The organism is Nakamurella sp. UYEF19, assembly GCF_040546275.1.
GTDB lineage: Bacteria > Actinomycetota > Actinomycetes > Mycobacteriales > Nakamurellaceae > Nakamurella.
The window spans coordinates 33,237-57,263 of the sequence record NZ_JBEPNO010000013.1; the positions used below are offsets into that span (position 1 = coordinate 33,237).

Below are 24,027 nucleotides of genomic sequence, written 5' to 3' on the forward strand. Positions count from 1 at the left end.
GAAGGTCGACTTAGAAGCGCAACCACCGGTTGGTGGTCGCGTCGTAGTGGGCTGTGCCCGTTGCCTCGAATTCCTCCAGCCAGCCGAGCATTGGCCAGAATCCCCACCGGCGCTCGAAGATCGTTGCGTTGCGCAGGATGTCGTCCAGGTGCGACGACGAGCGCGATGACGTGGGGTGGTACTGGTGATACGCATCCGCACCGCCGACCCACACCAGGTTCACTCCTTGCTGATGCGCCGCATAGCCGAAATCGGTGTCCTCGGCGCCGTATCCGACGTATTCCTCGTGAAATCCGTTGAGGCGCAACCAGGTTTGCCGTGACAGAGCGAACGACAGCGACCAGAAGAGCTGCCAGTCCGTCGAGGCGATGAGCTGTTCCGGTCCCGGCACGGGACGTGCCGGGTGCGGCCTGCTGTGCAGCATCGACGGGTCGAGCTGGGTGGCCGGCATCGGCGCGTCCAGGTAGCGGACCACCCCGCAGTGCAGGGCCGGACCCTCGGTCAGGTCCAGCGCCCGACCGTAGGAGTCGAGCATCGACGCCGACGGGATGCAGTCGACGTCGAGAAAGACCAGGTGATCCGCTCCGGCGGCGATCGCCTCGGCAGCACCGGCGTTCCGGGCCTCGGCGAGGGGCAGGCGATCACCCACCTCGAGCAGTCGGGTCCTGTTCCGGCACGACGTCTCCGACAGCGGACCGATGCCGGTCTGCCGGACGGCTTCGGCGTCGCCCATCGACACCACGACGTAGATGTCGGGGAGGCGATCCGACCAGGCGAGCCCGAATTGCTGATTCCGGAGGTGGAGGTGGCGTCCGGCCACGATGGTGATCACGGCGATCGTCATGCCGTCGGCACCGTCGATGCGTGTGGAGCTGACCGGGCCGTCGCGGTCCGGGCCGTCCGACGGAGGCCGGCAGCTGTCTCATCGAGGAAGCGCGCCGCGCGCTCTGCACCCCCCGGGCAGATCCAGCGGCGCCAGCCTTCCCCGCCACGCGCCAGAGCGGCGTCGAGAAGCGCGGGCCACTCGTCCGGTTCCGGCCACCGGGCCAGGCCGATCGCGACCCCGGCCGTGTCCAGACTCATGGCTGTATCGAGTTGTTCACCGTGAGGACGGATATCGGCGATGACGACAGCCGGCGTGCCCGAGGCTGCCACCTCGGCGACCGCGTTCTGGCCGGCGTGGGTGATCACCACGTCCGCCCAGTGCAGCAGCGCCCGGACTTCCTGCCGTTCGACCCGGTGCTCGGCACGCCCGCCGGCGAAGCGCCAGTGCCACGACGGCGCAGACGCACGGGCAGCAACCAGCTGGTCGGTGGTGAAACCGGCGTCGACCGCGTTCGTCCCCCCGCTTCCCCAGAGCACCAGCACTTTCGGCGACCCGTCGTGTGCCACCTTGACCGGTGCCGGTCGTTCGGCAGGATGAGTGATCGGTCCGGCGTGGAAGGTCTTGTCGGACCAGGCCTTCGGCCATCCGGTGTGGTGGAACTCCGCCAGCCAGGGGGCGATCAGGGCGTGGGCCCCGTCGTAGGCAGTGCGGTGCGGGCGATCCGAACGGTCACCCCGCATGGCCATCACCACGGTCGGGACGCCGAAGAGGCTGCACAGGGTGGCCACCTCGACCGAGACGTCGACCACCACCAGGGTGGGCGCGGTCCGTGCGATCCACGAGCTGATCATGGCCATCCGAGCCTGCAGTCCAGGGTGGTGCCGCGGCGCCCAGTGCAGGGTGCCGTTGGCCGTCGGTTCGAGGAACGTGACACCGGTGTCGTCCGGCGGCAGTGGCACCCATTCCGGACCTGCGGAAGGCCGCGGCAGGCTCGACATGACCGTGACCGGCTCGGCCAGGTGCGCCACGATGGCCGTCATGCGCTGCAGGTGGCCCTGGCCCTGGTGATGGACGTAGTATCCGATCACAGCCTGCTCTCCCACGCGTGCATGGCATCTCGGTACACGGCTTCATAGCCCCCGACCATGTTCGCCTCGCTGCAGCGGGCCACGGCGTCCCCACGCACCGCGGCGCGGTCCAGCTCCATGGCGTCCCTGACCGCTGTGACCGCCACGTCGATCTCCGACCGACCCATCCGATTGGCGAGCGGCGCCGGCAGCAGGCGACCGGACAGCGGGCCGAGCACTTCCGGCAGACCACCCCGGGCGAACGCGACAACCGGTGTGCCGCAGGCCATCGCCTCAGCGGCGACCAGCCCGAAAGGCTCGTCCCACGCCGGGGTCACCAGGGCGACCGCACTGCGCCCGACCAGGTGCTGCAACGCCGCGGTGTGCAGGTGACCCACGTACCGGATCCGATTGTCGAGATGCGGTGCGATCTCCGCCCGGAAGTACTGCTGGTCGACGATCGGGCCAGCGATCCGCAGGCCCAGACCAGCGGCCCTGGCGAGATCGATGGCCAGGTGCGGTGCCTTCTCCGCGACGAGACGTCCAGACCACACGGCATTGTCGCCGCCAGGGCCGGGGGTCCACCGGCTGGTGTCGATTCCGTTGAGCACCACCCGTGGCGACAGGAACGCCGACCAGGCCCGCGCGGTCGAGCTGCTCACCGCGACGAAGTGGTCGTCGTGGTGCCCTCCCGCGCCGAGGATCCGCTCCGCCCAGGGAAGGGGCGGCGTGTGCAGGGTGGTGATCAGCGGACACGGCATGGACGCTGCCTGCTCGACGAGCAGCGGATAGAGGGAATTGTTGTGGATGATGTCGAACTGGCCGAGCAGACCGGATCTGAGATCGGTCGCCAGGCCGGCGAATCCACCGTGCTCGGCCGTGCGGACGGCGGGGTTCTCCATGATGTCGGCGCGCTCGTCCGCGCCGTGGCGTGGCAGGGAGCCGAAGACGTGGTCGACGATGGCAGGGTCGCTGCCGGCAGCGCCGGCCACCACGACCGAGTGTCCGCGAGCCCGCAGACCCGTTGCCAGCGAGGCCGTATGGGCTTCCAGGCCACCGGCGAACGGCTCCGCGATCGGGTACCGGAGCGAGGCGACGATCAGGATCTTGAACGAATCCGCCGTCTCCTCGGGACGGGCTGGGGACATCTCGGTCATGCGGAGGAGACCTCGGATCTCTTGACGGAGGGTTTTTGGGCGGAGCGGGAACCCAGTCGAAGTACCCGCCGGTAGACCTCCTCATGCGCGCGTGCGATCTGCTGACGCTGCCGGAACCGATCGGGCCGGATCGGGGTGGCCAGCGCCGGTTGCGCCACGACCGCCTTGATCATGTCGACCAGCCCGGCTGCTCCCGGACCGTAGATCGGGTGCCCGTGCTGGCCTTCGTAGCATCCCGTCGCCGGCACCAGCACCCCAGTGCCGAGATCGACACATGCTTCCAGCCAACCGGAATGGGTCCCGAAGCGGTACGGGAGAACGCACAGGTCGATGGCCTGGAGGTAGTCCCACAGCTGGTCGTCGTCGAAGCGATCGTGCACCTCGATCGATACCTGGGGGTGGTTGCTCGCGATCTCCAACCACTCGCGGAGCCTCGGTCCTCGCTGATCGGACCCCGGTCCTCGCTGATCGGAACCGTCGAGCTCGAGGATCTCTGGGTGCACGTCGACCCGCAGCACGACCCGCGGCAAGGACGGCAACGCGGGGAGCAGTTCGGTCAGCAGCGGCACCGGGTCGATGTTGGCCCGCAGACTCTTGGCGTGGATCCCGACGACGAATGGCCCGTGCGCGGGGCGGGGTCGATCCATCCTCGGCAGCGGGACGAGGTGTGGGTGCGGGATGACGGTCGCCGCAGCGCCCCATCGTCGACGGATCACCGACGCCGCCTGCGGGGTGAGGGTGATCAGGTCCGCCGCGGCGGGTATCAGCACATCCAGCTGCACCTGGTGACCGGTCGGGTCTGCGAAGTGCGGGTTGATCAGATCGTGGACGGTCAGCACCAGGGGAATCCGGTGTTGCGCCAGCAGGCCGGTCCAGTCGGCGAGGTGGGTCGGGGTCGCCGCGTCGAAGCCGAAGTGCAGATGCATGACGTCGAACTCGTCGTGATGGTCGGCGAGCCAGTCCAGATCCAGCATGCGTGGTGGCCACCACTGCCCCGGCGCGACGACGGCGACCGCCGGCCGTGGATCGGGTGGGCGCACCACCCCGCCGCCGCCGTCCGGGTCCCCCAGGTTCTCGACGTAGGGATGCCCGGACGGCACGGAGGCCACCCGAATGATTCCGCTGTTCACGTCGTGCCCTTTCCTGGTTCGAGTACGGTCGCGGCATGTCCACCATCACCGGACGACGCCGGCACTACGGATCCTTCTACGGCATCGACGGCGATGCATTTGCCTCCGGCACAGTCGGTTCCACCCGAAATGTTCTGGTGTACGGCAATTGTCAGGCGGAGGCCGTTCGCGTACTGCTCGCCGGGTCGGCGACGAGTCCGGTCAACACCATGCGAGTTCCCCCCGTGTTCGAACTCGAACCGTCCGACATTCCGCACCTTCGATCGGCGGCTGCCCGTGCCCACATTCTGATCGGTCAACCCGTTCGAGATCAGTATCATGATTTGCCCCTCGGTACCCGGCAGGTCGCCGCGATGATGCCGCCGGGCGGCCTCGTCATCCACTTCCCCGTCATCCGGTTCGCCGGCCTGCATCCATACCAGGCTATTGTTCGCGACCCGAGGGACCCGTCCCACGATCCCCCCGTCGTGCCCTATCACGATCTGCGCACCCTGGCCGAGGCCGTCCGCGGTCCCCGCGAGGTCGCGGATCTGTCGGCCCGCACGGTTCTTGCGGTGGGCGAGGCCTCGCGGGCGGAACTCGCGCGACGCGAGGACCGTGACTGCGACGTCACCGTCTCCGACCTGTTCCGTCGTCCGGAGTTCGGCGACATGGCCACCATCAATCATCCAGGGAACCGGATCCTGCTCGAACTGGCTCGGCGTCTGCAAGGCGCGATGGGACTTCCTCCAGAGGTCGTAGAGCCCGGCCGACCGCTCCTGGGGGAGGTGGTGGCGCCGGTGGACCGCGCCGTGTCGGACGGGTGGCAGCTGCCAGGATCGGTCGCAGATCACTGGATCGTTCGTGGGCGCGCGGTATCGAGCCGCAGCATCCACGACGCCCAGATACGTTGGTATGTGCAGAATCCCGACGTAGTCCGGGCTGGGATGGATCGCCACGGATCGACCATGGACCTGCTGGGCCTGAGGTGAACGACGACGTGGTCATGGTGACCTGCGGACCCGCCGACCACGGCATCGTCCGCTTCGGTCGACAGCTGCACGCGGCCGCCGTCGGGCTGGGCTTCACCGGGGGCGTTCTGCACGAAGACGATCCGCGACGCCTGCTCCACGTCGTCGACGATCTCCCGTCGACCGCCCGGGTCGTCCATCTCCAGGCCAATGACTGGTTGTTCTCCGATCCCGATCAGACTGCGGCGCAACGGATCGCCGCGTTTGCGGACGCCCTGCGCTCCCGCGGAACCAAGCTGGCCCTCACCCTGCACGACCTGCCTCATCCTCAGGTGAGCCGTGAGCTGTTCCTGCGCCGGGCTCGGGACTACCTCACGATGACGTCGCATGCGGACGCGGTGGCAGTGTCGAGCAAACACGAACGACTGCTGATCGGGGAGGCCGCCCAGGCCCTTCGGGAAGCTGGCGAGGCCGTGGACCTCACGCCAGGGCGGTCCGGGATCACCGTGATCCCGCTGCCGGTGGCGTCGTCGATTCGGGAGCCCCGTGTGGCCCGATCCGAGGATCCTGATCCACCCACCCTTGGCGTGCTGGGATTTCTGTATCCCGGTAAGGGTCACCGCGAGATCCTCGAGGAGATGGCACACTTCGGCGCACCGATCACCCTGGTGGCCATCGGCGGGCCGTCTCGCGGCCACGAGACACTGCTGTCGGAACTCATCGACCGCAGCAGCGAACTCGGTCTTGCCTTTCGCTGCACAGGGTTCGTGCCGGATGCCGAGCTGGACGACCACCTGCAGGGCGCCACCGTGCCCATCGCGGCAGCGCCTGCGGTGTCGGCCTCGGCGTCCATCAACACCTGGATCGCAGCGGGCCGCCGACCGCTGGTGGTGTCAAGCCGGTACAGCCGCGAGTTGGACGAGCGAATGCCCGGCTCGGTGGTCTTGTACGAACCGGGACAACTGCGGTCCATGGTCGAATCGGTGCTCACCGGAACGACTTCGACCCGTCTGCCCGTGGCCTTCCGACCGCATCCGGACACCGACGAAGTCGCTCGACGCTACCTGCGCTGGCTGGGCGCCGCCGGGAGTCCCGAGTTTGGGAGAGGCGGCGGCGGGCACTGATGACCCAGCCGTCGCCGACCTCCCCCCACAGCGTGTCCGGACGCGGCGCCGTCTACCAGAAAGTGGAACTCCGACATGCCGATGAGCTCGCAAGAAGGCAAGGGCTGGGTCAAGGAGCGGGTGTCCGCCTTGGCCGCCGACGGTCCACTGGCCGTTCTCGACGTAGGACCGGGAGTCGGGACCTATGCCAAACTGCTTGCCGGTCCAGCAGTTTCGCACCTGCTCGGCATCGAGATCTACGCGCCGTACGTCGAGACCTACCGACTGCGCGAGTACTACGACGAGATCGTCATCGGCGACATTCGCGAGGTCGACCTGCCACCGGTCGACGTGGTGATCCTGGGCGATGTGGCCGAGCACATGACGGAGGCCGAGGCCCTCGATGTGTGGGAGCGGTCGGCGGCCGCCGCCCGTCGCGCCGTCTACCTGTCGATCCCGATCATCCACTACCCCCAGGGCGAGATCGAGGGCAACGAGCACGAGCACCACGTGGTGGACGACTGGGACCACGACAAGGTGATGGCCGCCTTCACCGGTATCGACAACTACTGGCTGGGCAACGAAGTCGGTGTCTACGAGCGACTCACTCCGTCACGTCCGACCCGGTGACAACTGGCCCGGTGGCTTCCGATGCGACCCCGGTCGGACCCGGCCGATTCGCCGTTCCTGGCAACCGGTGGGATCTGCTGCGTGATCAGTCGCCCCCGGACGACAAGGTGGCGGAGTTCGCCGAGGTGTCGGTGGTGGTCCCCTTCTACCAGAACCAGCACGACCTGGATCTGCTGCTCGCGGGGCTGTCGGTGCAGACCCATCCGTTGAGCCGCCTCCAGGTCGTCATCGCTGACGACGGCTCACCGACACCGCCCGCGGTACCCGACGTCGCGCAGGGCCTCGACATCACCATCGTCCGCCAGGAGGATGCCGGGTTCAGGGCCGGTGCGGCCCGCAACCTCGGCGTCACCCGGACGGACGGTGCTGTTCTCCTGTTCCTCGACGGCGACACGGTCCCCGATCCGGACTACGTGAGGGAGTTGGCGCGGCTTCCGACGCTGCTACCCGATGCGGTGGTCTCCGGGCGCCGCCGTTACGCGGATCTGTCCCGTTGGTCCCCATCGGCTCTGCTCGGCTGGTTCGCGGGTCAGACCGATGGGCCGGCGATCTGGGAGGAACCTGCCTGGATGGTCAAGGAGTACGAGCGCACCGGCGACCTGCTGTCCATCCATCCACGAAGCTACAAATATCTCATCGGCGCCGTCCTCGGCTTTTCCCGTGAGATGTTCGACGAGCTTGGCGGTTTCGATGAGACCATCACCGGATACGGCGGCGAGGACTACGACCTGACCTACCGGGCCTTCAATGCCGGTGCCGTCATGGCCTTCGTCCCGACCGCGGTCGCCTGGCACGACGGTCGGGAGTGGGCAGGGCGCACCGAGCCGGAGAACCGGACTCCACAGAAGAACCGGGAGGTGTTGATGCTGGCCGAGCGCATCCCGGAACCCTCGATGCGCGGCCGAGGACAGATCTACGCGGTACCCGATGTGCTGGCGACGGTGCACGCCGACGGCTGGGCCCTCGGCGCTGCCGTGCAGTGCATCCGATCCCTGCTGACCACCCTGGACTGTGCGGTGTCGATCGTCGGTCGAACAGAGTCGACCCAAGCGTTGCGCGCCGTGTTCCGGAGCGACCCGCGGGTCGGACCGTCCACCCCGGAACATGGTGCGCTCCCCCAGCCCGGTTCGCTCCTCGATGACGGGCGTTCTCGGTTGCACCTGTCGGTCTGCGAGGCAGTCGTCGTGACCATGGATTTCGCCGACCTGCTCTCCCGCATGCTCGAGGAGGACGTCGGCAGTCTCGCAGTGACCTCTGACGGCCGCACGATTCTCGCCGCGGAATCGAATCGGCGCCGTGCGCGAAGACGACGTCATCGGCACGTCCCGGACGCGGCCTCGCAGGCGTGGTTCCGCAGCGTCGACCTCGATGTCGCCCCGTCCGGAACGGAACTGATCACCGGCGAGCCGGAGCTGGCGGCCATCTTCGGTGGATATTCCTGAAGCAGGAGCAAAGATGTCGACGACTTGCTCCTGGCGGTGCCTGCCGTCGATGGAGTTCAGAGCAGGTCCATCACCTCGTCCAGAGCTGACCAGGATCCATCCTGCCGAGCGCCCTCCACCACCGACAGCCCTCGCGAATCCATCGATCCACGCTCGATGAGCACGTCGACCCGCTCCTTCTCGGTGGCCGACCAGACCGAGCCCGGTCGCCGGGGAATCATCAGGAACCTGGAAGTACCAGCCTCCCCGGTCGAGCGGCGCAACGAGCTGGCCCACCCGAAACACAGTGCTTCTTCGACGATCTCGCCGTAGGACAGCCGCCGACGCGGACCCAGTTTGGCCGTCAGCACCCATACTCCACTGCTGTCGCCGTTGTCGGCGAGCCACTGACGCCAATGACGACGATCGACGAAACGCAGCTGCGGATAGCTTTGTTCCGTCACGCCGGCTCCGGCGCAGGTGGCCGCTGGCCCGTCACGCGGCAGTCCCGCTCGCAGCCGACCGAACGCTCGGTGTCTTCATGCCTTGCTTGTCACCCACTGCCGGTCGTTCCATTCGTCGGATGCCGCCGCGCCAGTCGAAAGGGAATGGTGAGACCCGTCCGGCCGCCGACCGATGGTTGACCCATGCACCAAGTGGGTGGCGCGGAACCCCACCGCTAGGCGCATATAGAAGTGCCCGGCGCATATAGAAACGTCTCCCCTGCGCCATTTTCGGGCACATCCGGGTAGTTCTGTATGCGCACGGTAGAGGCGGCGGCCCATGGGGCACCGGCGTCAAGCCGGAAGGGAATCGGATCCTGACCGAAGGAGCCCGTACCAACGGTCGGCGGTACCGCCGAAGACCTCGGCTCGTTCGCTCGGGCTCAGCTGTCCGGTGAGTACATCGGTCAGTTCGACGACCTCGTCGTAGGATGCAGCCAGCAGGCAGACGGGCCAGTCGGAGCCGAACATGAGACGCGACGGCCCGAACGATCTCAGCAGATGATCGCTGTACGGAGAGATGGCCCTGGCACTGGGATCTCCGCCCGTTTCGGTCACCAGACCCGACAGTTTGACGACCACGTTCTGGTGGCCGGCCAGTACTTCGATCCCCTCGGCCCATGGATGCCAGCTGCCCTCGGAGATCGCCGGCTTTCCGGCGTGGTCCAGGACGAACGACACTTCGGGCAGTGCACGCACGAGTTCGATGGCCGCCGGCAGCTGCGTGTGCCTCACGAGCAGGTCGTAGACCAGGCCGGCGGCACCGACGGCCGCAACTCCCCGGATGACGTCCGGCCGGCACAGCCAGCCGGGGTCGGGTTCGTCCTGCGCCAGGGCCCGAATGCCCACGAGCAGCGGATCGTCCAGTTCGGCCAACCGCCCGGCGACATCCACACCCGTCAGATCCACCCAACCGACCACGCCGAGTACTGCCGGGTCTGCGTGCGCGATCGCCAGGAACTCCGGGGTTTCCGCTGCCACGGCAACGGTCTGCACCAAGACGGTCCCGTCGATCTGCTTCCGCACCAGGGCGGGCCGCAGATCGTCCAGCGAGAAACTGCGGTGAATCCCCGGCAGGTTCACCGTCCAGGCCTGATCACGGACGGCGAGATCCCAGAGGTGGTGGTGGGAGTCGATGCGCAAGGGCCGCGGGTCGGTCGCCTTTGGGTCAGTCGACATGGAAGACCTCCTCGACTGGGGCCCACCACTCATCTGAAGCGGCAGTCACCACGGGCTGCTGGCAGGGATCGGTGAATGCCCACCACTGCTTCGTTTCCTCCTCCTGTGCGAGAAGCGCCATGTCAGCGGCGAAGTCGTCACCCGAGTACTCCAGATAGCTGAACAACAGCCCGTCCCGCAGGAAGATCGAGTAGTTGCCGACCTTTGCCCGACCCAGACCGGCGAGCACACCGGGCCAGACGGCAGCGTGCAACTCCCGGTACTCGGCCTCCTTCTCCGGCCGGAGTCGGATCACCGAGGCGAATCGCGACACGGTCAAGCCGGCACACCGGTGATGTTGACCAACCGGTTGATGCCGTATCTGAGCGAAACGGGGATGTCGTCACCTGTATCGCGGAAACTGGTGTAGGGGTTGAGGCGGGTACTCATCAACGACCTCCCGATCGACGGTGGGACGTGCAGTATCGACCGCAGGGCATCCGGCCACAACCGCCGTCGGGACCATTCGGTCGACCAGGACGGCGGAGCACACCCAGGTCGCCAGACGGGAGACCTGGTCGTGGACGGACGTGGCCCAGGCCCTGGGTGTCACGAACGGGGGTGCACCGGCCGGTGCTACCGGCGGGCAGCCAGTGCAGCCTTGAACGCCGAGACCGACGCGTCCGAGCTGTTGAGCCGCCAGTCCGCTTCCTTGTCGAAGTCGAACCACACGAAAGCCGTGACGGCCGGCTGACTCTGGAGGTAGCTGACGAGCGAGGTGATCCACTCCGCCTTGGAACCGCCGGCCTCGGCGGACGATGTCTCACCGATGATGATCGGCAGGCCGGGCGCGATGCTCTTCAGCGACGCGATGGTCGAGCCGAAGAGGTCGGCCGGGCTGGTCCACTGCGAGTCGGCGTTGGTGGTGCCCCAGTTGTATCCGTCCATCGCGACCACGTCGACATAGCCAGCGCCCGGATACAGCCCGGCGAGCGGGGTGGACCCTTCGTAGACCACGTTCGGGCTCCAGACCCAGGAGACGTTGCGCTCCCCGGTCGCGGTGAACAGGTCGTGCACGTGACGCCACGCGGCGACGTACTGGCCGGGCTGGTTGCCGTTGGTCTGCTCCGACCACGGATACCAGTTGCCGTTCATCTCGTGTGCGAAGCGCAGCAGAACGGGCTTGCCCCAGCTCCTCAACGAGGCGGCCCAGCTCTTGATGTAGGCGTCGTAGTCGCCGGCGATGATGCGGGCCAGCGAGTACTTCGGCTGGTCGGCGCCGCCGGCCTGCCAGGGCTCCCAGGTCAGCATGGGCGTCTGGCCGCGACTGCTGACGGCATCCAGCCCGTCGATCGGTGCAGCCTGGGTGAAGTCGCTGTAGGCCAGGATGATCGACGGCGTTTCGCCGACGGCCGTCTCGACCGGGCCGAGCTCGGCAGCGTCAAGCAGGCCACCGGGCGTCCCGAGCCCGAACTGCAGGCGGGGCTTGCCGGCCGGCGCCGATGACGTCGGCTGCGACGACGGGGTTGGTGCGGCCGGAGCCGTGGACTGGACCGAAGTACTGGCTGGCGCAGAAGTACTGGCTGGCGCGGAAGTACTGGCAGGCGCGGAAGTACTGGCTGCGGCCGAAGTACTGGCTGGCGCAGAAGTTGTGGACTGAACCGTCGACGTCCTAGCTGTTGACGTCGTGGCCGGTGACGTCGTGGCCGGAGCCGACGTAGCCGGAGACGAACTGGCCGGAGACGACGTCGTGGGGACGGGTGAAGTCACGGAGTTCGACACCGCCGTCGAGGTGGGCAGCGAGGAACTGGTCGCCTGACCCACCTCGATGATCGGAGCGCCGGCGGTCACGCCCGTCCCTGCCTTCACCGTGGGCACCTTCCCCGGAGCCACCTTCATCCCGGCCGTCCTCGTCGCTGACGCCGTCGCCGCGGGGACCGTCGAGATCGCCGGGTTCGCAAGGGAGAGCGCTCGCGCAGCCGCCGGAAGACCGGCGCCGGACAGCACTGGCGTGGCCATTGCGTGGCTGACACCGGCCCAGGTGAGCACCACAGCAACCGACAAGGATGTCAGTGCGCGGAGGGCGGGTGCTCGCATACAAGAAGTGTCGCAGTCGAAATCGCTGCGACCGGAGTCACGCGGAGTGAACTAGCCTTCCCTCCGACTACAGAGAGTTGGCATTGGGGGTTTTCGGAAGCTGGAGTAGCGGCTGCACGACGAGAACCTGCCGAAACGCCGTGTACCCACTCACGGCCGCAGGTCCGTCGCGGCCCGGAAGGTGCCGTCCATGTGGAACGGGGTCGAGGTGTGCTCATGGACGATGCTCCACCCGTCAGCAAGTCGACGTAGACCGAGAGTCGACCGATACCAGAGCGCAAACGGCTGCGGTGCCTCGGGTGGCGCGCCCATGCTGGCCAGACTGGTGCACAACGCGAGGTCGCCGCTCACTGTCACCTGCAGGTCGCGTACCTCCGCCCAGACCTGACCACCCTTCTCCTGGAACCAGGACCTCATGAGCGCCACGTCGCGGCTCGCCTCAGGCGGCTGAACCAGTGGCGGCGCCAGGCTGAATACCACGGCGTCGGGCGCATACGTCGCGCAGATCGCAGCCGCGTCACCGGTTCGCATGGCCCTGGTGCGGTCGGCCACCAGCTGGCGGATGGTTGCTTCGTCGGTCATATCGTCCTCCTCGGGATGGAACGGCCCCTCTTGGCCCTTCTCGACACCATGTCGAGACCGCGCGGCCGGTTTCGACACCCCGGTGACACGATGTCGACCAACCATTGGAGGACAGAGCCGTGAAGTTTCTGATCATGGTGCAGAGCAACCCGACCTCGCTCGCACACTGGGACACCCTGACCGACGTCGAGAAGGAGCAGTTCGGCCGCGCCCACTTCGCGCTCACCGATTCTTTGCTCGATTCCGGGTACCTGGTGACCTCGGAGGGGCTGGCGCCGGTCGAGACGGCGAAGCAGGTGACGGTCCGCGACGGTGTCGTCGCCGCTACGGATGGTCCCTACGCCGAGGTGAAGGAACACCTGGCCGGCTTCTACCTCGTGGATTGCGCCGATATCGACGAGGCGATCGGCATTGCCGCCAGGGTGCCGGACGCGGCCTTCAACCACGTCGAGGTGCGTCCGGTCTTCGACCGGAGCGTGATCGACGGGTGACCGGGCCGGATCCGCAGCGCCGCATCGAGGACCTGCTCCGCGAACTGGCGTCGCCGGTGCTGGCCGTCATCGCCCGCCGCTACCGGGGTTTCGACGTCTGCGAGGACGCTGTCCAGGAGGCGCTGCTGGCAGCGGCCCTCCAATGGCCGGTCGACGGGATCCCGGACAGCCCCCAGGGCTGGCTGATCACAGCCGCGTCCCGCCGGTGGATCGAGACCTGGCGGAGCGAGTCGGCCCGACGGCGCCGGGAGGATCGGGCCGCGGCCGAACGGATCGGACCCGACGGAGGCGCCGGCGGCGCGAATGACGGATCGCCGGAGGCCGACGACTCGCTCACCCTCTTCTTCCTGTGCTGCCATCCGGCTCTGACGCCGGTGTCGCAGGTGGCCCTGACCCTGCGCGCGGTCGGCGGCCTGACCACCTCCGAGATCGCGAAGGCCCTCCTCGTTCCGGAATCGACTGTGGCCCAACGGATCAGCCGCGCCAAGGCGCGGATCCGCGCCAGCGGGATCCGATTCGCGATGCCGGATCCCGACGAGCAACCCGCCCGCCTGGCGGTGGTGCTGCGCGTGCTCTACCTCGTCTTCAACGAGGGGTACACCGCAAGTACCGGCGAGCGATTGCACCGGATCGAGCTCAGCACCGAGGCCATCCGCCTCACCCGTCAACTACGCACCCGATTGCCCCACGAGGGCGAGGTGGCCGGACTCCTTGCCCTGATGCTGCTCACCGACGCCCGCCGGCCGGCCAGGACGACCACAGCAGGCTCCCTGGTTCCGCTGACGGAACAGGACCGAACCCGTTGGGACCGTGCCGCTCTGACCGAGGGCACGGCATTGCTGACCGCGACGCTCCCCCACTCCACGATGGGCCAGTACCAGGTGCAGGCGGCGATCGCCGCCGTCCACGGCGAGGCCACCGACGCCCGAAGCACCGACTGGGCGCAGATCCTCGGCCTCTACGACATTCTCGTCACCTTCGTGCCCGGTCCGGTGGTGGCGCTCAACCGAATTGTCGCGCTGGCCATGGTTTTCGGACCTGGTATCGGGCTGGAAGCGTTGCAGCAGGCTGAATCCGGCTTGGGTGGGCTGGAGAGAATCGCCTCGGTCCGGGCGCACCTGCTGGATCTCGCGGGCCGCGCCACCGAAGCTCGGGAGCAGTATTCGCTCGCCGCCCGGAGCACTCTCAACCTGGCCGAGCGCCAGTACCTGCTGGCGCGGATCGCCCGTTCGGCAGACGCGGACAGCCCTGGCCATCGGACACCCGACCACCTCCTCTGATGACGATCTACGTTGGTATGCCCAACTTCTCGGTGCCGTGAGGAACGCCCCGGTCCTGCTCGACCGGATGAGCACCGCGGTCGGCCGGCTTCCCGACGATCTGGTACCCGGCGTCCTGTACGAGAGGGAGCTGCAGGCGGTCCATCTCCTCGGTGATCGGATCTGCCGTGACCGGATCGGCCGTGACCGGATCGGCCGTGATCAGGTCGGCCGACCGGATCGACAGGTCGGTCCTCACCCGTCTGGACCTCGCCCGGATCCTCAGGGGGTGTAAAGATGTTCCGGTAGGGCAGTTGTTGAGAATCCAGCGACTGCTGATGGGCGGCCGTTCAACGGTTGCGCTCTTGCCACACCAGTACAGAGGAGTCGACGATGACTTCGACGATGTCCACTTCCACGCCGTCCGCATCGGCGGATGACGAATCAGGCACGCACACTCTGCGCCGACCACCCGGCGGGGCGCTCACCGTCCGGCCCCGAGCCCGACCCGGCGACGAGGCGTACCTCCGCAGCGAGATGACCCAGGCTGCGATCGACATCGCGGCCGGTCGATGAGGGCCGTTCGCCGTTGATCCTCTGACACACTCGAACCCGTGTGGTGGCGCCGGGTTGTCCAGCTGGTCGTGTCCTGCGCTCTGCTCGGCGTGGGAGTCGCTCTGCTGCTCGTCCCCTCGTTGGGGTCCGACGGGTACTCGACCCTGATCAACGGCCTGTCGCTCACCACCGGAGTCCCGTTCGTCGTGGTCAACATCGCCATCGGACTGGTTCTCGTCATGCTCGCCTGGGCCAAGGGCAAGCGCCCGGCGGTCGGCACCGTCGTCCAGCCGCTGGTGACCGGGTACGTGGTGAACGTCTGTCTCGACATCCTGGTGCCACCACACAGTCTCCAGACGAGGGCACTGATGTTCCTGGTGGCCTTCGTCGTCGTCGCGGTCGGCGTCGCTGGCTACCTGGGCAGCAACATGGGTGTCGGACCCTCGGAATCGCTATCCCTGGCCTGGGATCCGCCGGTGCCGTTCCGCTGGAGCTACAGCGTGTTCCAGGGCCTGGGGGCCCTGATCGGGTGGATTCTCGGCGCAGCGGTCGGTCCGGGCACGATCCTGGTGGTGATCGCGCTGGGACCCGTGGTCGACCTGCTGAGGCGCCGGGTCCGCCTCTTCGCCGTTGCACCTGCCTGAGGCTTCACGCATCTCGCGTCAGTGCTCTCAGCCGTTCGCCCGACGGGCGGCGAAGCGGACGGCGGCGGCGAACTGCTCGGGAGCCTCGACCGGCGTGAAGTGCCCGACGCCGTCGACGAGTTCCAGCGTCACGTCCACGAAGAACTCCTGGAGACGGTCGGACCAGGCCCGGGGAAGAGCGGATCATGCTCGGGCCACAGCACTGTCGTGGGCGTGACGATGCGATCCTCTGGTGCCGGGGGTATCTCGGCCAGGGATACCGCGATGGCCCCGGCGCCGGCCCGGTACCAGGCCACCGAGGAGGTGAAGGCGCCCGGCACGCAGTAGTTGTCCACCAGCTGCTCGAGATCGTCTGCCGAGACGGTGAAGTCAGGGCCGGACCAATGATTCCAGAAGTGCCGGAGGTAGTTCCGCACGGCGTCCCGGTTTCCGTCGATGAGTTCGTCGGACAGCGGCAGCCGTTGAAACCCCTGATACCAGAACTCGGGCTGCGACGGGGGGCCCAGGATACGGTCCCCGATGCCCGGCAGCGGCGGCGAGACCATCAGTGATCCGACGACATCCGGGTGGTCGCGGGCGACGGCCTGGGCGATGCGGCTCCCGATGTCGTAGCCGGCGATCACCGGACGGCGGAGGTCGAGTTCGTCGACGAGTCCCACCACGCTGCGGGCGTGCGCGACGGCGCTGTAGCCCTCGGCCGGGTCGACCCGGTGCTTGTCGGAGGCGCCGAATCCACGGAGGTCCGGCACGATGACGTCGAACGTGTCCGCCAGAAGCCCTGCTAGCTCACGATAGTCGGTTCGGTCTCCGGGCCAGCCGTGCAGCAGCACCACCGCTTGGCCACCGCCACGGCTGTCACCGAGGCGGTCATCGGCAAGCCGGAATCCGTCGATCGGCGCGGTGGTCAACATTCAGGTGACTGTACGATTCGACAGAACCACACCCGATGGCCCTCACCCGACCGGCTCGTGCATCACATCGCCGGCGGCCCGGTCCGGATGCCGACACGTCGCGTCTCGCCGGTATTGATCGGGGACTTTCCGCTGATCGGGGGTCGTCCGTCGTCGCCCAGGATCGGACGGCGAACGAGAGCGGACAAACATGCTGCGGCCCAGTGCATCGTCGGTCACCAGACCCGACAACGCCGTTCACCTCACACGTCTTTGACATCCGGAACCCTGGGCCTTACGGTGGCCTCATTCGTGGGTCGCAAGGGGGACAAGCGGACCGGTCCTCCGGTCTGCTACCGCCCTGTCGGGACACTCCATCGCGACACCGGAGGAAATGCAGATGAACCGGCTCCACAAGTTCGTGTCGACGGTCGCCCTCGTCGCCCTCCCGATGATCTCCTTCGGAGTGGGCGCGGCCGCGGCGGCACCGTTGCCCGGGCCGACTTTCACCGTCAGCCCGAATCCGGTGGTCGGGGGTAACACCGTCACCTTCAGTGGAACCGGTTGCCTGGCCCGACCCGGCGATCCCAAGGGCTCGGTGCCCATCGTCACCATCACGGTGGTCGACGAGCCCGTCGTCGAGACGAAGGCCCGCGTAGATCCGATGGCCGACAACGGTGACCTCACCACCACGCCCAAGGCGGACGGAACCTGGTCGCTGGCTCTGCCGGTGCCCGACTACGTCGCCGGGGACTTCCAATTCGGAGCCGTCTGCGACGGATACAGCTGGTCGATCAGCTACAACCCGGTCACACTGCACGTCGACTACAACCCGAATTCCACTCCGCAGATCCTGCTGCTGGACTTTCCCGATTCGAACCTGCCCACTCTGACGACCGGCACGTCCTACGACGTTCTGGGTGAAGGATTCAAGCCTGGCGAGAAGGTCCAGATCGTTCTGCACAGCGACCCTCTGGTCCTGGCCACCGTCGTCGCAGACCCGCAGGTCGGGTTGGTCTTCGGGTCGTTCACCATTCCGACCGGCACGGCCGCCGGCGCCCACACGTTGTCCCTGCAAGGCGTCAGCAGCGGTAAGACCGCCACTCAGAACATCCTCGTCGCTGGCGTCACCGTGACCACGGTCGTCACCACGGTGACTGCCACCGACACGGCGATCCCGGCCACCTCCGGCGCCGAAGCCTCCAGCGGATCGAGCTCCTCGACCGGATCCGACACCCCAACCCTCACCACCGTGACCCTGACGTCTGCGTCGGCGGGTGGCATCACCACCATCACCTCAGAGGTCGATCTGGCCTCCACCGGCACCCCGGCGCAGAGCATGGCCTCCTTCGGTGCCCTGCTCGTCATGCTGGGAGCCGGCACCCTCCTGATCACCCGCCGGATCGGTCGCCGGCCCCGCCGTCAGCACTGACGGCCGGGTCCGACAAAGTGGTCACGGCCGAAAGTGCCGTGACCGCATGCTCACGCTCATCGGCGCCCCGGTCATGGCCGTGTAGGCGGTCCAGGCACCTGACGTACCGGGTCCGAGCCCCCCGCCGGGCGGCAGCTCCGACGGATCGTTGCCGACACCGAGCAGGCTCCGGGTGACCTGCTGGGTGCTGTCCAGCAGATCGTCGAGGGCCGCGGAGACGTGGCGGACCTCGACCGACCCCAGGGGTGAGACTTCGTGCAGGGACTCGAGTACCGACCGACGGAGCAGCTCCTTGAGGAACGAGGCGGTGACACCCTCGGCCCTGGCGACGATCTCGTCGACCTCGGTCTCCGACAACCGGAGCGGCACAGCTCGCCCGTACAACGCGAGCAGGCGACGCCGGGCGTCCGAATCCGGCAGCCCGATCTCGACGGCCACGTCGACGCGTCCCGGTCGGGCGGCCAGAGCCGGCTCGAGCAGGTCGGATCGGTTGGTGGTCAAGAGGAACAGCAGATCCGCATCCGGCGCAGCTCCGTCCATGGCGTCCAGCAGGTCGAACAGCACCGGGCTCGACCCCGGACCGAAGCTGCGGTCCTCCGCGACCAGGTCGACGTCCTCCAGGACCATCACCGCCGGCTGCAGGTCCCGTGCGAGTTCGGCTGCCGATCCGACGGCGTGCAGGGCCCGACCGGTCAGCAGAAGCCTGGTGTAGCCGGACATCTGGCCGACGAGGTAGCGCGTCGTGTGGGTTTTGCCGGTCCCCGGCGGACCGTACAGCAACAGCCCCCGCTTGAGGTGCTGGCCCGCAGCGAGCAGCTCCGCGCGGTGGGTGGAGACGCCCAGGGCATGACGTTCCACCCTGGCCAGGACGGCGGCGGGCAGGACCACGTCCTCCCGTCTGGTCGCCGGGACGTCGGCGAAGGCGAGCGCCACGCCGCCCATCGGGGTGCCGGACACATCCAGGACGTGGCCGCGATACACGTTGAGGGTCGAGCGGAGGGTGTCCAACTCGGCGAGCACCGACTGGGCGTCCTGCACCGCGAGGCCGGCGACCTCCACCGAAAGGCTCTGCTCGTGCTCCGACGGTCCGGCCACCATCACCACGTAGCGACCGCGCTCATCGGTCACCAGGAGCACCGCCCGCAGGAGGCAGGCCAGGGTCGATCCGGGACCGTTGGGTAGGTCGACCAGCGGGGGCGCCGACAACCGTAGCGGCGGAATCCCCTCTCCCATCAAGAGTTGCTGCAGTCCGACCGAGCCGAAATGCGGTGGGATGGTGACGCCGTGCACCGCCACGGACCGGCTCGGGTGAACGGACCAGGAGTCCAGCGCAGTCTGCAGGTTGACGTGCTCGAAGACCGGCAGGCCACGGGTGAGCACGGAGAAGGCAAGACCGTCCGGACCGAGGAAGTCCGCGACGAGGGCGACCACCTCGTTGCGGGTGCCGCCCTCGTCCTGCGCGTGCACCCAATTCAGGAACGACCGGAAAGCGGCCGCGAATTCCCTCGCATCGTCGGGCGACGCCCCCGTCATGAGTGGGCCTTGCCCTCGTTGCACATGGAACGAAACATAGCGCCGGCGATCCATCCGGGCCACCGGCGGACGCTCCCTCCGCCGAATTTTCTCGAGGGTCTGTCGTATCGGCGGCGGTGCGTTCGTAGACAGGGTGTGAGGCGGCCGGACTGCCGTGAAAGCATCGTGGCCACCTCGCCCGCCGGCCGCAGCCGCACTGCCGCCACCACGACTGCATCCCACCGAGAGGAACCACCATGACCGAGTACCTGCTGTCCGTTCACAACGCCGAAGGCGACCACCCTGACGTCGATGCCGAGGTGACGCCCGAGATGCTGAAGGCCTACCAGCAGGTCGACGGGTTCAATGCGGACCTGACCGCTTCTGGCGCGTGGGTCTTCGCGGGTGGGCTGCATCCACCGACCACCTCCACCGTCGTGTCCGTCTCCGACGGTCAGACCCTGGTCACCGACGGTCCTTTCACGGAGTCCAAGGAACACCTCGGCGGATTCTGGATCATCGACGTCGACGATCTGGATGTCGCGCTGGACTGGGCCCGCCGCGCCTCGGAGGCCTGCATGGCTCCGGTCGAGGTGCGCCCGTTCCAAGGCGCGTGACCCCACCCGCGGGCACCCCGCCCCGCCTGACGACCGCCGGCGATCTGGCGCAGATCTTCCGGGCGGAGCACGGTCGCGTCGTGGCCACCCTGATCCGCGTGTTCGGCAGCATCGACCTCGCCGAGGACGCGGCCCAGGAGGCCTTCGTCGCGGCGGTCCAGCGGTGGCCCACCGACGGTGTGCCACCCAATCCTGGAGCCTGGCTGACCACCACAGCACGCAATCGCGCAATCGACCGCCTCCGACGCGAGTCGACCCGTGTCACCCGACAGCGCGAGGCGATGAGCATGATCCCGACGGAGGTCGACGAACCCGAACCGGCGGGTGCCGTGGCCGACGACCGTCTTCGCCTGATCTTCACGTGCTGCCATCCGGCGCTGGCCGTCGACGCCAGGGTGGCACTGACATTGAGGTTGCTCGGTGGACTCACCACCGGGGAGATCGCAGCCGGGTTCCTGGTGTCGGAAACGACGATGGCGCAACGGATCACACGCGCCAAGAAGAAGATCGCCGCCGCCAGGATCCCGTACCGGGTACCGGCCGACCACGAGTTGCCGGCCCGCGTGCCCGCTGTGCTGGCGGCTCTGTACCTGATCTTCAACGAGGGCTATCTGTCCAGCAGCCCGGAGACTCCGCTCCGGCACGATCTGAGCTCCGAGGCGATCCGGCTGGCGCGCGTCCTGGTCGAGGTGATGCCGGACGAACCGGAAGCAGTCGGCCTGCTCGGGCTGATGCTGCTGATCGACGCCCGCCGGTCGACCAGGGTGAACGAGGGGATGCTGGTGCCGCTGCCCGATCAGGACCGCGCCCGGTGGGACAGCGACCTGATCGCCGAAGGACACCTCCTGGTGCGAGCCTGCTTACGCCGCAACGCACCCGGGCCCTACCAGCTACTGGCCGCCGTCAATGCCGTGCATACCGATGCCGCGACCTCCGACGACACCGACTGGCGGCAGATCCTGGCGCTCTACGACCAGTTGCTCGCTCTGACCCCCCACCCGATCGTCGCGCTCAACCGGGCCATTGCCGTCGGCGAGATCCGCGGCGCCGCTGCAGCTCTGAAGCTCGTGGACACCCTGATGCTGGAGGGTTACCACCCCTGGCACGCCTCCCGCGCCGACCTGCTCCGCCGCCTCGACCGCAACGCCGAAGCCGCGGAGGCCTATCGTCGGGGGATCGATCTGGTCACCAACACCGCCGAACGGGCCTATCTCCAGATGCGGCTGGATCAACTGCCCCGCCGTTGATCCCGATGATCCGATCGCCCTGAGAGAGGTTCGGCATGAACAGCATTCGCGAACTCCGGACACCCTGCCCGGTGTGCGGCGCTCCGATGACCCAGCAGTACGAGGTCGAGCGAAGCATGGGCGACAGCGGACTGGTGCCGATCACCCCTCCGGTGTGCAGCAACGGTCACCGCTACCAACGCGGCCTCGACGATCCGCTCCCCGACTGACCGCACCGGGCTTGCGCCCAGCCGGTTGACGGACGATGCGGCGACGTCCGGGCGGAAGCCGGACGGGGGCGCCTCGTCGGCCGGACCTCAGTGGGAGGATTCCCAATCCGGCCAGCGCTCCTGCGTGACCTCGCCGCCGGTGACGGTGGCCGTCAGGCGGATGGGCCCATGCGGCCGGACGTAGAGATCGTAGGTGCCCTCGGCGATCTCGTAGACGAGCGAGTAGATGGTGGCGCCATCCGGGGTCGGCCGAGCCACCACGGCGACGTGCGGCGGGGCGCCGGCCTCGTGCGAATGCGGATGGTCGTGGTCGTGCGCATGGTCTTCATGAGTGTGGTCGTGCTCATGAGCGTGGTTGTCCTCGAGAGCGTGGTCGTGCTCATGAGCGTGGTCTTGCGAGTGCGTGTCACGAGCGTGGTCGTGCGACTGGCCGTCGGTGCCGTGCTGGTGCGCGTCGTGCTCGACGGCCGGCCGGGCGTCGGTACCGGTTGGGATGATCTCGACCTCGAGATCCTCCATGTGAGCCGGCATCTCGACGATCAGGGCGCCGACATCGCCGCCGATGTCGAGCACGACCGCACCCTGTCCCGCGTTCGGGTTCTCTTCGGTGGCCATTGCTGTTCCTTCGGGTCGTTGGTGCACGAGGTGGTGCGAACGGCCTGCAGGGCCCCGGCCATCATGCGCCGGGGCCCTGCAGGGTGCAACGGATCGGACGATCACGCCCGAGGTGCGGTCAGCCGGTGGCCGGCACCGGTGGCTTGGTCGCATAGCCACTCGCCGGAGTGGCAACGTACGGGAACTTGGTGGGCAGCGGCGCGTTCGTGTTGCTTGTGCCGTCGCGGACCGCGTCACTCGGCGGTTTGACGATCGTGTCCACCTGGTAGGTCGGGTACGTCAGCGGGATCGTCAGGCCGGCGACGGCACGCAGTTCGATGGTGGTGACGTCATCGAGCGGTCGACGGCCGTTGGGGAAGCCGGCGACGTCGCCGTAGAGCACTCCGAGCTTGTTCGCGCTGGCGAACGGCGTTGGCGGAACCGCCATGTTGAGACGCAACATGTCCGCAGGGGTCCCGTTCTGGTAGGTGGTGAAGGCACCACCCAGCACAGAGGCGGGAATGCCGGTCAGCAGAATGGCGTTCAGGTCGGTTCTCGGCTTGGCCGGATTGGACTTGTTGAAGGCGTCCAGGTTCGGGAACGCGCCCGGGTACAGCACCGGGAGCAGCCCGGCCAGCTCGGACGTGTTGACGTACTGGGCGTACTGCGAGTCGGCCGACGGCGGCAGCGAATTCCACTTGTCCTTGACCGCCATCGGGTTGATGACCTCGTTGAAGAGCGGGTTGCCCAGGCGGGAGACCTGGACCGCGTCGCCGAACGCCTTGTAAGTGCCGGTCGAGGAGTCGAACAGCCGCCCGCGCGACCGGAAGGTCGAGGACCACACGCCGATCACCGAACTGCTCGCTGTCGGGCTGGTCGGATTGGTTCCCCCGACGGTCAACTCCGTCTTCGGCACCTGCAGCGCGATGGTGTGCACGTTCATGCCCTGCAGACCGTTCATCGCCGCCACGACGGGCAGCTTGATGAGATGCGCCTGGTTGAGCGCCCGCAGACCGGCCAGGTCGAAGATGCTGCCGAGGTCGACGAAGAACGGATCCGACCTCTGGCCGGCGAAGACCTTCCGGCCCGTCCCGAGGGCCTGGACCGCGGCCGTCTCGTAGGTCGCAGCGTAGTTGGGCGTGCTCCGCGCGCCCACGTTGCAGGGCGGGACCAGCAGGTTGCTGCCCAGCACCGTCGAGGTCAGGCTGCCGTTGGCCGCCCGGACGACCTTGGTGACGGAGAAAGTCTGCGGGCGGTTCCAGGCGGTACTGGTGATGCTGGTGATCGGGCCGGTGTTGTAGAGGAACGTTGCGGGATTGCGGATGACGGTCTTGAACTTGAACTGGTAGCTGATGTCCGGCAGACCATTGCCGGTGTTGCTGATGTTGATGGTGTACACGACGTCGTCGGCGAATTCACTGAAGTTTGGTCCACCGTAGGGGATCTCGAACGGGTTGAAGTTTGCGATCAGGTTGACCTTGGTGGGGTCGGCCGGATCGACGAAAGCATAGACATCGGTGTTGTCGGCCGTCGGATCCTTGGAGATTTCCGGCGCCTCGCGGTGTGAAGACATTCGAAGCCTTTCGTATCAGGGCAAGCCAGGGCAAGCAGGGGAAGGTGTTCGTCAGGCCTTGTTGCTGGAGTGCAGGGCGTGCGCGATCTTGGCGACCAGCTGGTGATCGGTCACCGTGACCTCGTGACCCTCGACCATCACCGACACCTCACCGGTGGACACGTCGTGGATGTAGGCGACCATCGCGCCCTTGGCTGCGGCCGGCAGCACCGCTGACGGCACTGCGGCCGTCACGGCCTTGCCCTCGGCCAGCGATCCGGTGGCAGACGGGACGAGCGCAACGGCACCGACGGCCGCTGCGCCGGCCCCTGCTGCCTTGATGAAGGTCCTGCGGTTGGAGCTGTTCATGGTTCCTCCGGGTGAGAACTGAGGGGCCGGCG

26 protein-coding genes and 1 pseudogene are annotated in these 24,027 nt (G+C 67.7%); 12 read left to right on the forward strand and 15 right to left on the reverse strand.

Annotation, left to right across the window (positions count from 1 at the left end; translation table 11 throughout):
• Positions 1–10 precede the first annotated feature (10 nt).
• From ABIB25_RS17485 to ABIB25_RS17500, 4 genes are read right to left on the reverse strand one after another with little or no spacing between them, the layout of a single operon-like run.
• On the reverse strand, positions 11–844 hold the full coding sequence (locus tag ABIB25_RS17485; RefSeq protein WP_354529758.1) for a glycosyltransferase family 2 protein: 834 nt from the start codon (positions 842–844) through the stop codon (positions 11–13).
• Positions 841–1,914 carry a glycosyltransferase gene (locus tag ABIB25_RS17490; RefSeq protein WP_354529760.1) on the reverse strand — a complete coding sequence of 358 codons (1,074 nt, stop codon included), beginning with the start codon at positions 1,912–1,914 and terminating at the stop codon, positions 841–843. Before ABIB25_RS17490 ends, ABIB25_RS17485 begins: the two co-directional genes overlap by 4 nt.
• Positions 1,911–3,050 carry a glycosyltransferase gene (locus ABIB25_RS17495; RefSeq protein WP_354529761.1) on the reverse strand — a complete coding sequence of 380 codons (1,140 nt, stop codon included), beginning with the start codon at positions 3,048–3,050 and terminating at the stop codon, positions 1,911–1,913. The genes ABIB25_RS17490 and ABIB25_RS17495 overlap by 4 nt, the downstream gene beginning before the upstream one ends.
• Entirely contained in the window at positions 3,047–4,180 is a 1,134-nt protein-coding gene (locus ABIB25_RS17500; protein ID WP_354529762.1) for a glycosyltransferase family protein, read from the reverse strand. The genes ABIB25_RS17495 and ABIB25_RS17500 overlap by 4 nt, the downstream gene beginning before the upstream one ends.
• A 35-nt stretch (positions 4,181–4,215) precedes the next feature.
• On the opposite strand from ABIB25_RS17500, the gene ABIB25_RS17505 reads away from it, so the two are divergent.
• From ABIB25_RS17505 to ABIB25_RS17520, 4 genes are all read left to right on the forward strand, one after another.
• A complete protein-coding gene (locus ABIB25_RS17505) occupies positions 4,216–5,151 on the forward strand; it encodes a WcbI family polysaccharide biosynthesis putative acetyltransferase (RefSeq protein ID WP_354529763.1) in 936 nt (311 codons plus the stop codon).
• Entirely contained in the window at positions 5,148–6,254 is a 1,107-nt protein-coding gene (locus ABIB25_RS17510; protein WP_354529764.1) for a glycosyltransferase family protein, read from the forward strand. Before ABIB25_RS17505 ends, ABIB25_RS17510 begins: the two co-directional genes overlap by 4 nt.
• Positions 6,255–6,335: 81 nt before the next feature.
• Positions 6,336–6,863 (forward strand): class I SAM-dependent methyltransferase, encoded by a 528-nt coding sequence (locus tag ABIB25_RS17515; RefSeq protein WP_354529765.1) that lies wholly within the window; start codon positions 6,336–6,338, stop codon positions 6,861–6,863.
• Positions 6,864–6,874: 11 nt separating this feature from the next.
• The gene (locus tag ABIB25_RS17520; protein ID WP_354529766.1) at positions 6,875–8,305 is read left to right on the forward strand and encodes a glycosyltransferase family 2 protein; all 1,431 of its coding nucleotides are present in this window, start codon (positions 6,875–6,877) and stop codon (positions 8,303–8,305) included.
• A gap of 56 nt (positions 8,306–8,361) precedes the next feature.
• Here the strand turns inward: ABIB25_RS17520 and ABIB25_RS17525 are convergent, their stop codons facing one another.
• The 5 genes from ABIB25_RS17525 to ABIB25_RS17545 all read right to left on the reverse strand — a co-directional run bounded on the left by ABIB25_RS17525 (position 8,362) and on the right by ABIB25_RS17545 (position 12,624).
• Positions 8,362–8,748, reverse strand: a complete 387-nt coding sequence (locus ABIB25_RS17525) for a YdeI/OmpD-associated family protein (RefSeq protein WP_354529767.1) — start codon at positions 8,746–8,748, stop codon at positions 8,362–8,364.
• A 333-nt stretch (positions 8,749–9,081) separates the two neighbouring features.
• Positions 9,082–9,966: an amidohydrolase family protein gene (locus tag ABIB25_RS17530; protein WP_354529768.1), complete on the reverse strand. Its 885-nt coding sequence runs from the start codon at positions 9,964–9,966 to the stop codon at positions 9,082–9,084.
• A complete protein-coding gene (locus ABIB25_RS17535) occupies positions 9,956–10,279 on the reverse strand; it encodes an L-rhamnose mutarotase (RefSeq protein ID WP_354529868.1) in 324 nt (107 codons plus the stop codon). Before ABIB25_RS17535 ends, ABIB25_RS17530 begins: the two co-directional genes overlap by 11 nt.
• A gap of 302 nt (positions 10,280–10,581) precedes the next feature.
• Positions 10,582–12,042 carry a glycoside hydrolase family 26 protein gene (locus ABIB25_RS17540; RefSeq protein WP_354529769.1) on the reverse strand — a complete coding sequence of 487 codons (1,461 nt, stop codon included), beginning with the start codon at positions 12,040–12,042 and terminating at the stop codon, positions 10,582–10,584.
• Positions 12,043–12,192: 150 nt separating this feature from the next.
• On the reverse strand, positions 12,193–12,624 hold the full coding sequence (locus tag ABIB25_RS17545; RefSeq protein ID WP_354529770.1) for a YybH family protein: 432 nt from the start codon (positions 12,622–12,624) through the stop codon (positions 12,193–12,195).
• A 119-nt stretch (positions 12,625–12,743) separates the two neighbouring features.
• Here ABIB25_RS17545 and ABIB25_RS17550 point away from each other — a divergent pair, with 119 nt between their 5' ends.
• Together ABIB25_RS17550 and ABIB25_RS17555 are read left to right on the forward strand one after the other, a co-directional pair.
• Positions 12,744–13,115: a YciI family protein gene (locus ABIB25_RS17550; RefSeq protein WP_354529771.1), complete on the forward strand. Its 372-nt coding sequence runs from the start codon at positions 12,744–12,746 to the stop codon at positions 13,113–13,115.
• Entirely contained in the window at positions 13,112–14,395 is a 1,284-nt protein-coding gene (locus ABIB25_RS17555) for an RNA polymerase sigma factor (protein ID WP_354529772.1), read from the forward strand. Before ABIB25_RS17550 ends, ABIB25_RS17555 begins: the two co-directional genes overlap by 4 nt.
• 7 nt (positions 14,396–14,402) lie before the next feature.
• On the opposite strand, the gene ABIB25_RS17560 is transcribed toward ABIB25_RS17555, so the two are convergent.
• Positions 14,403–14,633: a hypothetical protein gene (locus ABIB25_RS17560; protein WP_354529773.1), complete on the reverse strand. Its 231-nt coding sequence runs from the start codon at positions 14,631–14,633 to the stop codon at positions 14,403–14,405.
• Positions 14,634–14,767: 134 nt separating this feature from the next.
• On the opposite strand from ABIB25_RS17560, the gene ABIB25_RS17565 reads away from it, so the two are divergent.
• Together ABIB25_RS17565 and ABIB25_RS17570 are read left to right on the forward strand one after the other, a co-directional pair.
• Entirely contained in the window at positions 14,768–14,950 is a 183-nt protein-coding gene (locus ABIB25_RS17565; protein ID WP_354529774.1) for a hypothetical protein, read from the forward strand.
• A gap of 38 nt (positions 14,951–14,988) precedes the next feature.
• Positions 14,989–15,573 (forward strand): DUF6198 family protein, encoded by a 585-nt coding sequence (locus ABIB25_RS17570; protein WP_354529775.1) that lies wholly within the window; start codon positions 14,989–14,991, stop codon positions 15,571–15,573.
• 27 nt (positions 15,574–15,600) lie between these two features.
• Here the strand turns inward: ABIB25_RS17570 and ABIB25_RS17575 are convergent.
• Positions 15,601–16,484, reverse strand: a pseudogene (locus ABIB25_RS17575) (alpha/beta fold hydrolase).
• Between the two features lie 379 nt (positions 16,485–16,863).
• Here ABIB25_RS17575 and ABIB25_RS17580 point away from each other — a divergent pair.
• Entirely contained in the window at positions 16,864–17,895 is a 1,032-nt protein-coding gene (locus ABIB25_RS17580; RefSeq protein ID WP_354529776.1) for a hypothetical protein, read from the forward strand.
• Between the two features lie 21 nt (positions 17,896–17,916).
• On the opposite strand, the gene ABIB25_RS17585 is transcribed toward ABIB25_RS17580, so the two are convergent.
• Complete coding sequence (locus ABIB25_RS17585; RefSeq protein WP_354529777.1) at positions 17,917–19,428, reverse strand: AAA family ATPase; 1,512 nt, start codon at positions 19,426–19,428, stop codon at positions 17,917–17,919.
• A 236-nt stretch (positions 19,429–19,664) separates the two neighbouring features.
• Between ABIB25_RS17585 and ABIB25_RS17590 the strand changes: the two genes are divergently transcribed.
• From ABIB25_RS17590 to ABIB25_RS17600, 3 genes are read left to right on the forward strand one after another with little or no spacing between them, the layout of a single operon-like run.
• Positions 19,665–20,024 (forward strand): YciI family protein, encoded by a 360-nt coding sequence (locus ABIB25_RS17590; protein ID WP_354529778.1) that lies wholly within the window; start codon positions 19,665–19,667, stop codon positions 20,022–20,024.
• On the forward strand, positions 20,021–21,271 hold the full coding sequence (locus ABIB25_RS17595; protein WP_354529779.1) for an RNA polymerase sigma factor: 1,251 nt from the start codon (positions 20,021–20,023) through the stop codon (positions 21,269–21,271). The genes ABIB25_RS17590 and ABIB25_RS17595 overlap by 4 nt, the downstream gene beginning before the upstream one ends.
• A gap of 35 nt (positions 21,272–21,306) precedes the next feature.
• Positions 21,307–21,480 (forward strand): hypothetical protein, encoded by a 174-nt coding sequence (locus tag ABIB25_RS17600; RefSeq protein ID WP_354529781.1) that lies wholly within the window; start codon positions 21,307–21,309, stop codon positions 21,478–21,480.
• A gap of 87 nt (positions 21,481–21,567) precedes the next feature.
• On the opposite strand, the gene ABIB25_RS17605 is transcribed toward ABIB25_RS17600, so the two are convergent.
• The 3 genes from ABIB25_RS17605 to ABIB25_RS17615 all read right to left on the reverse strand — a co-directional run bounded on the left by ABIB25_RS17605 (position 21,568) and on the right by ABIB25_RS17615 (position 23,995).
• Positions 21,568–22,095: a hypothetical protein gene (locus tag ABIB25_RS17605; protein WP_354529782.1), complete on the reverse strand. Its 528-nt coding sequence runs from the start codon at positions 22,093–22,095 to the stop codon at positions 21,568–21,570.
• Positions 22,096–22,213: 118 nt separating this feature from the next.
• Positions 22,214–23,647, reverse strand: a complete 1,434-nt coding sequence (locus tag ABIB25_RS17610) for a DUF4331 domain-containing protein (protein ID WP_354529783.1) — start codon at positions 23,645–23,647, stop codon at positions 22,214–22,216.
• 51 nt (positions 23,648–23,698) lie between these two features.
• The gene (locus ABIB25_RS17615; RefSeq protein ID WP_354529784.1) at positions 23,699–23,995 is read right to left on the reverse strand and encodes a twin-arginine translocation signal domain-containing protein; all 297 of its coding nucleotides are present in this window, start codon (positions 23,993–23,995) and stop codon (positions 23,699–23,701) included.
• Positions 23,996–24,027 lie beyond the last annotated feature (32 nt).

Coding starts and splice junctions, on each gene's coding strand:
- ABIB25_RS17590 (WP_354529778.1), top strand. CDS start 19,665: ATGACCGAGTACCTGCTGTCCGTTCACAACGCCGAAGGCGACCACCCT.
- ABIB25_RS17530 (WP_354529768.1), bottom strand. CDS start 9,966: ATGTCGACTGACCCAAAGGCGACCGACCCGCGGCCCTTGCGCATCGAC.
- ABIB25_RS17515 (WP_354529765.1), top strand. CDS start 6,336: ATGAGCTCGCAAGAAGGCAAGGGCTGGGTCAAGGAGCGGGTGTCCGCC.
- ABIB25_RS17605 (WP_354529782.1), bottom strand. CDS start 22,095: ATGGCCACCGAAGAGAACCCGAACGCGGGACAGGGTGCGGTCGTGCTC.
- ABIB25_RS17600 (WP_354529781.1), top strand. CDS start 21,307: ATGAACAGCATTCGCGAACTCCGGACACCCTGCCCGGTGTGCGGCGCT.
- ABIB25_RS17565 (WP_354529774.1), top strand. CDS start 14,768: ATGACTTCGACGATGTCCACTTCCACGCCGTCCGCATCGGCGGATGAC.
- ABIB25_RS17545 (WP_354529770.1), bottom strand. CDS start 12,624: ATGACCGACGAAGCAACCATCCGCCAGCTGGTGGCCGACCGCACCAGG.
- ABIB25_RS17580 (WP_354529776.1), top strand. CDS start 16,864: ATGAACCGGCTCCACAAGTTCGTGTCGACGGTCGCCCTCGTCGCCCTC.
- ABIB25_RS17585 (WP_354529777.1), bottom strand. CDS start 19,428: ATGACGGGGGCGTCGCCCGACGATGCGAGGGAATTCGCGGCCGCTTTC.
- ABIB25_RS17615 (WP_354529784.1), bottom strand. CDS start 23,995: ATGAACAGCTCCAACCGCAGGACCTTCATCAAGGCAGCAGGGGCCGGC.
- ABIB25_RS17485 (WP_354529758.1), bottom strand. CDS start 844: ATGACGATCGCCGTGATCACCATCGTGGCCGGACGCCACCTCCACCTC.
- ABIB25_RS17495 (WP_354529761.1), bottom strand. CDS start 3,050: ATGACCGAGATGTCCCCAGCCCGTCCCGAGGAGACGGCGGATTCGTTC.
- ABIB25_RS17610 (WP_354529783.1), bottom strand. CDS start 23,647: ATGTCTTCACACCGCGAGGCGCCGGAAATCTCCAAGGATCCGACGGCC.
- ABIB25_RS17540 (WP_354529769.1), bottom strand. CDS start 12,042: ATGCGAGCACCCGCCCTCCGCGCACTGACATCCTTGTCGGTTGCTGTG.
- ABIB25_RS17505 (WP_354529763.1), top strand. CDS start 4,216: ATGTCCACCATCACCGGACGACGCCGGCACTACGGATCCTTCTACGGC.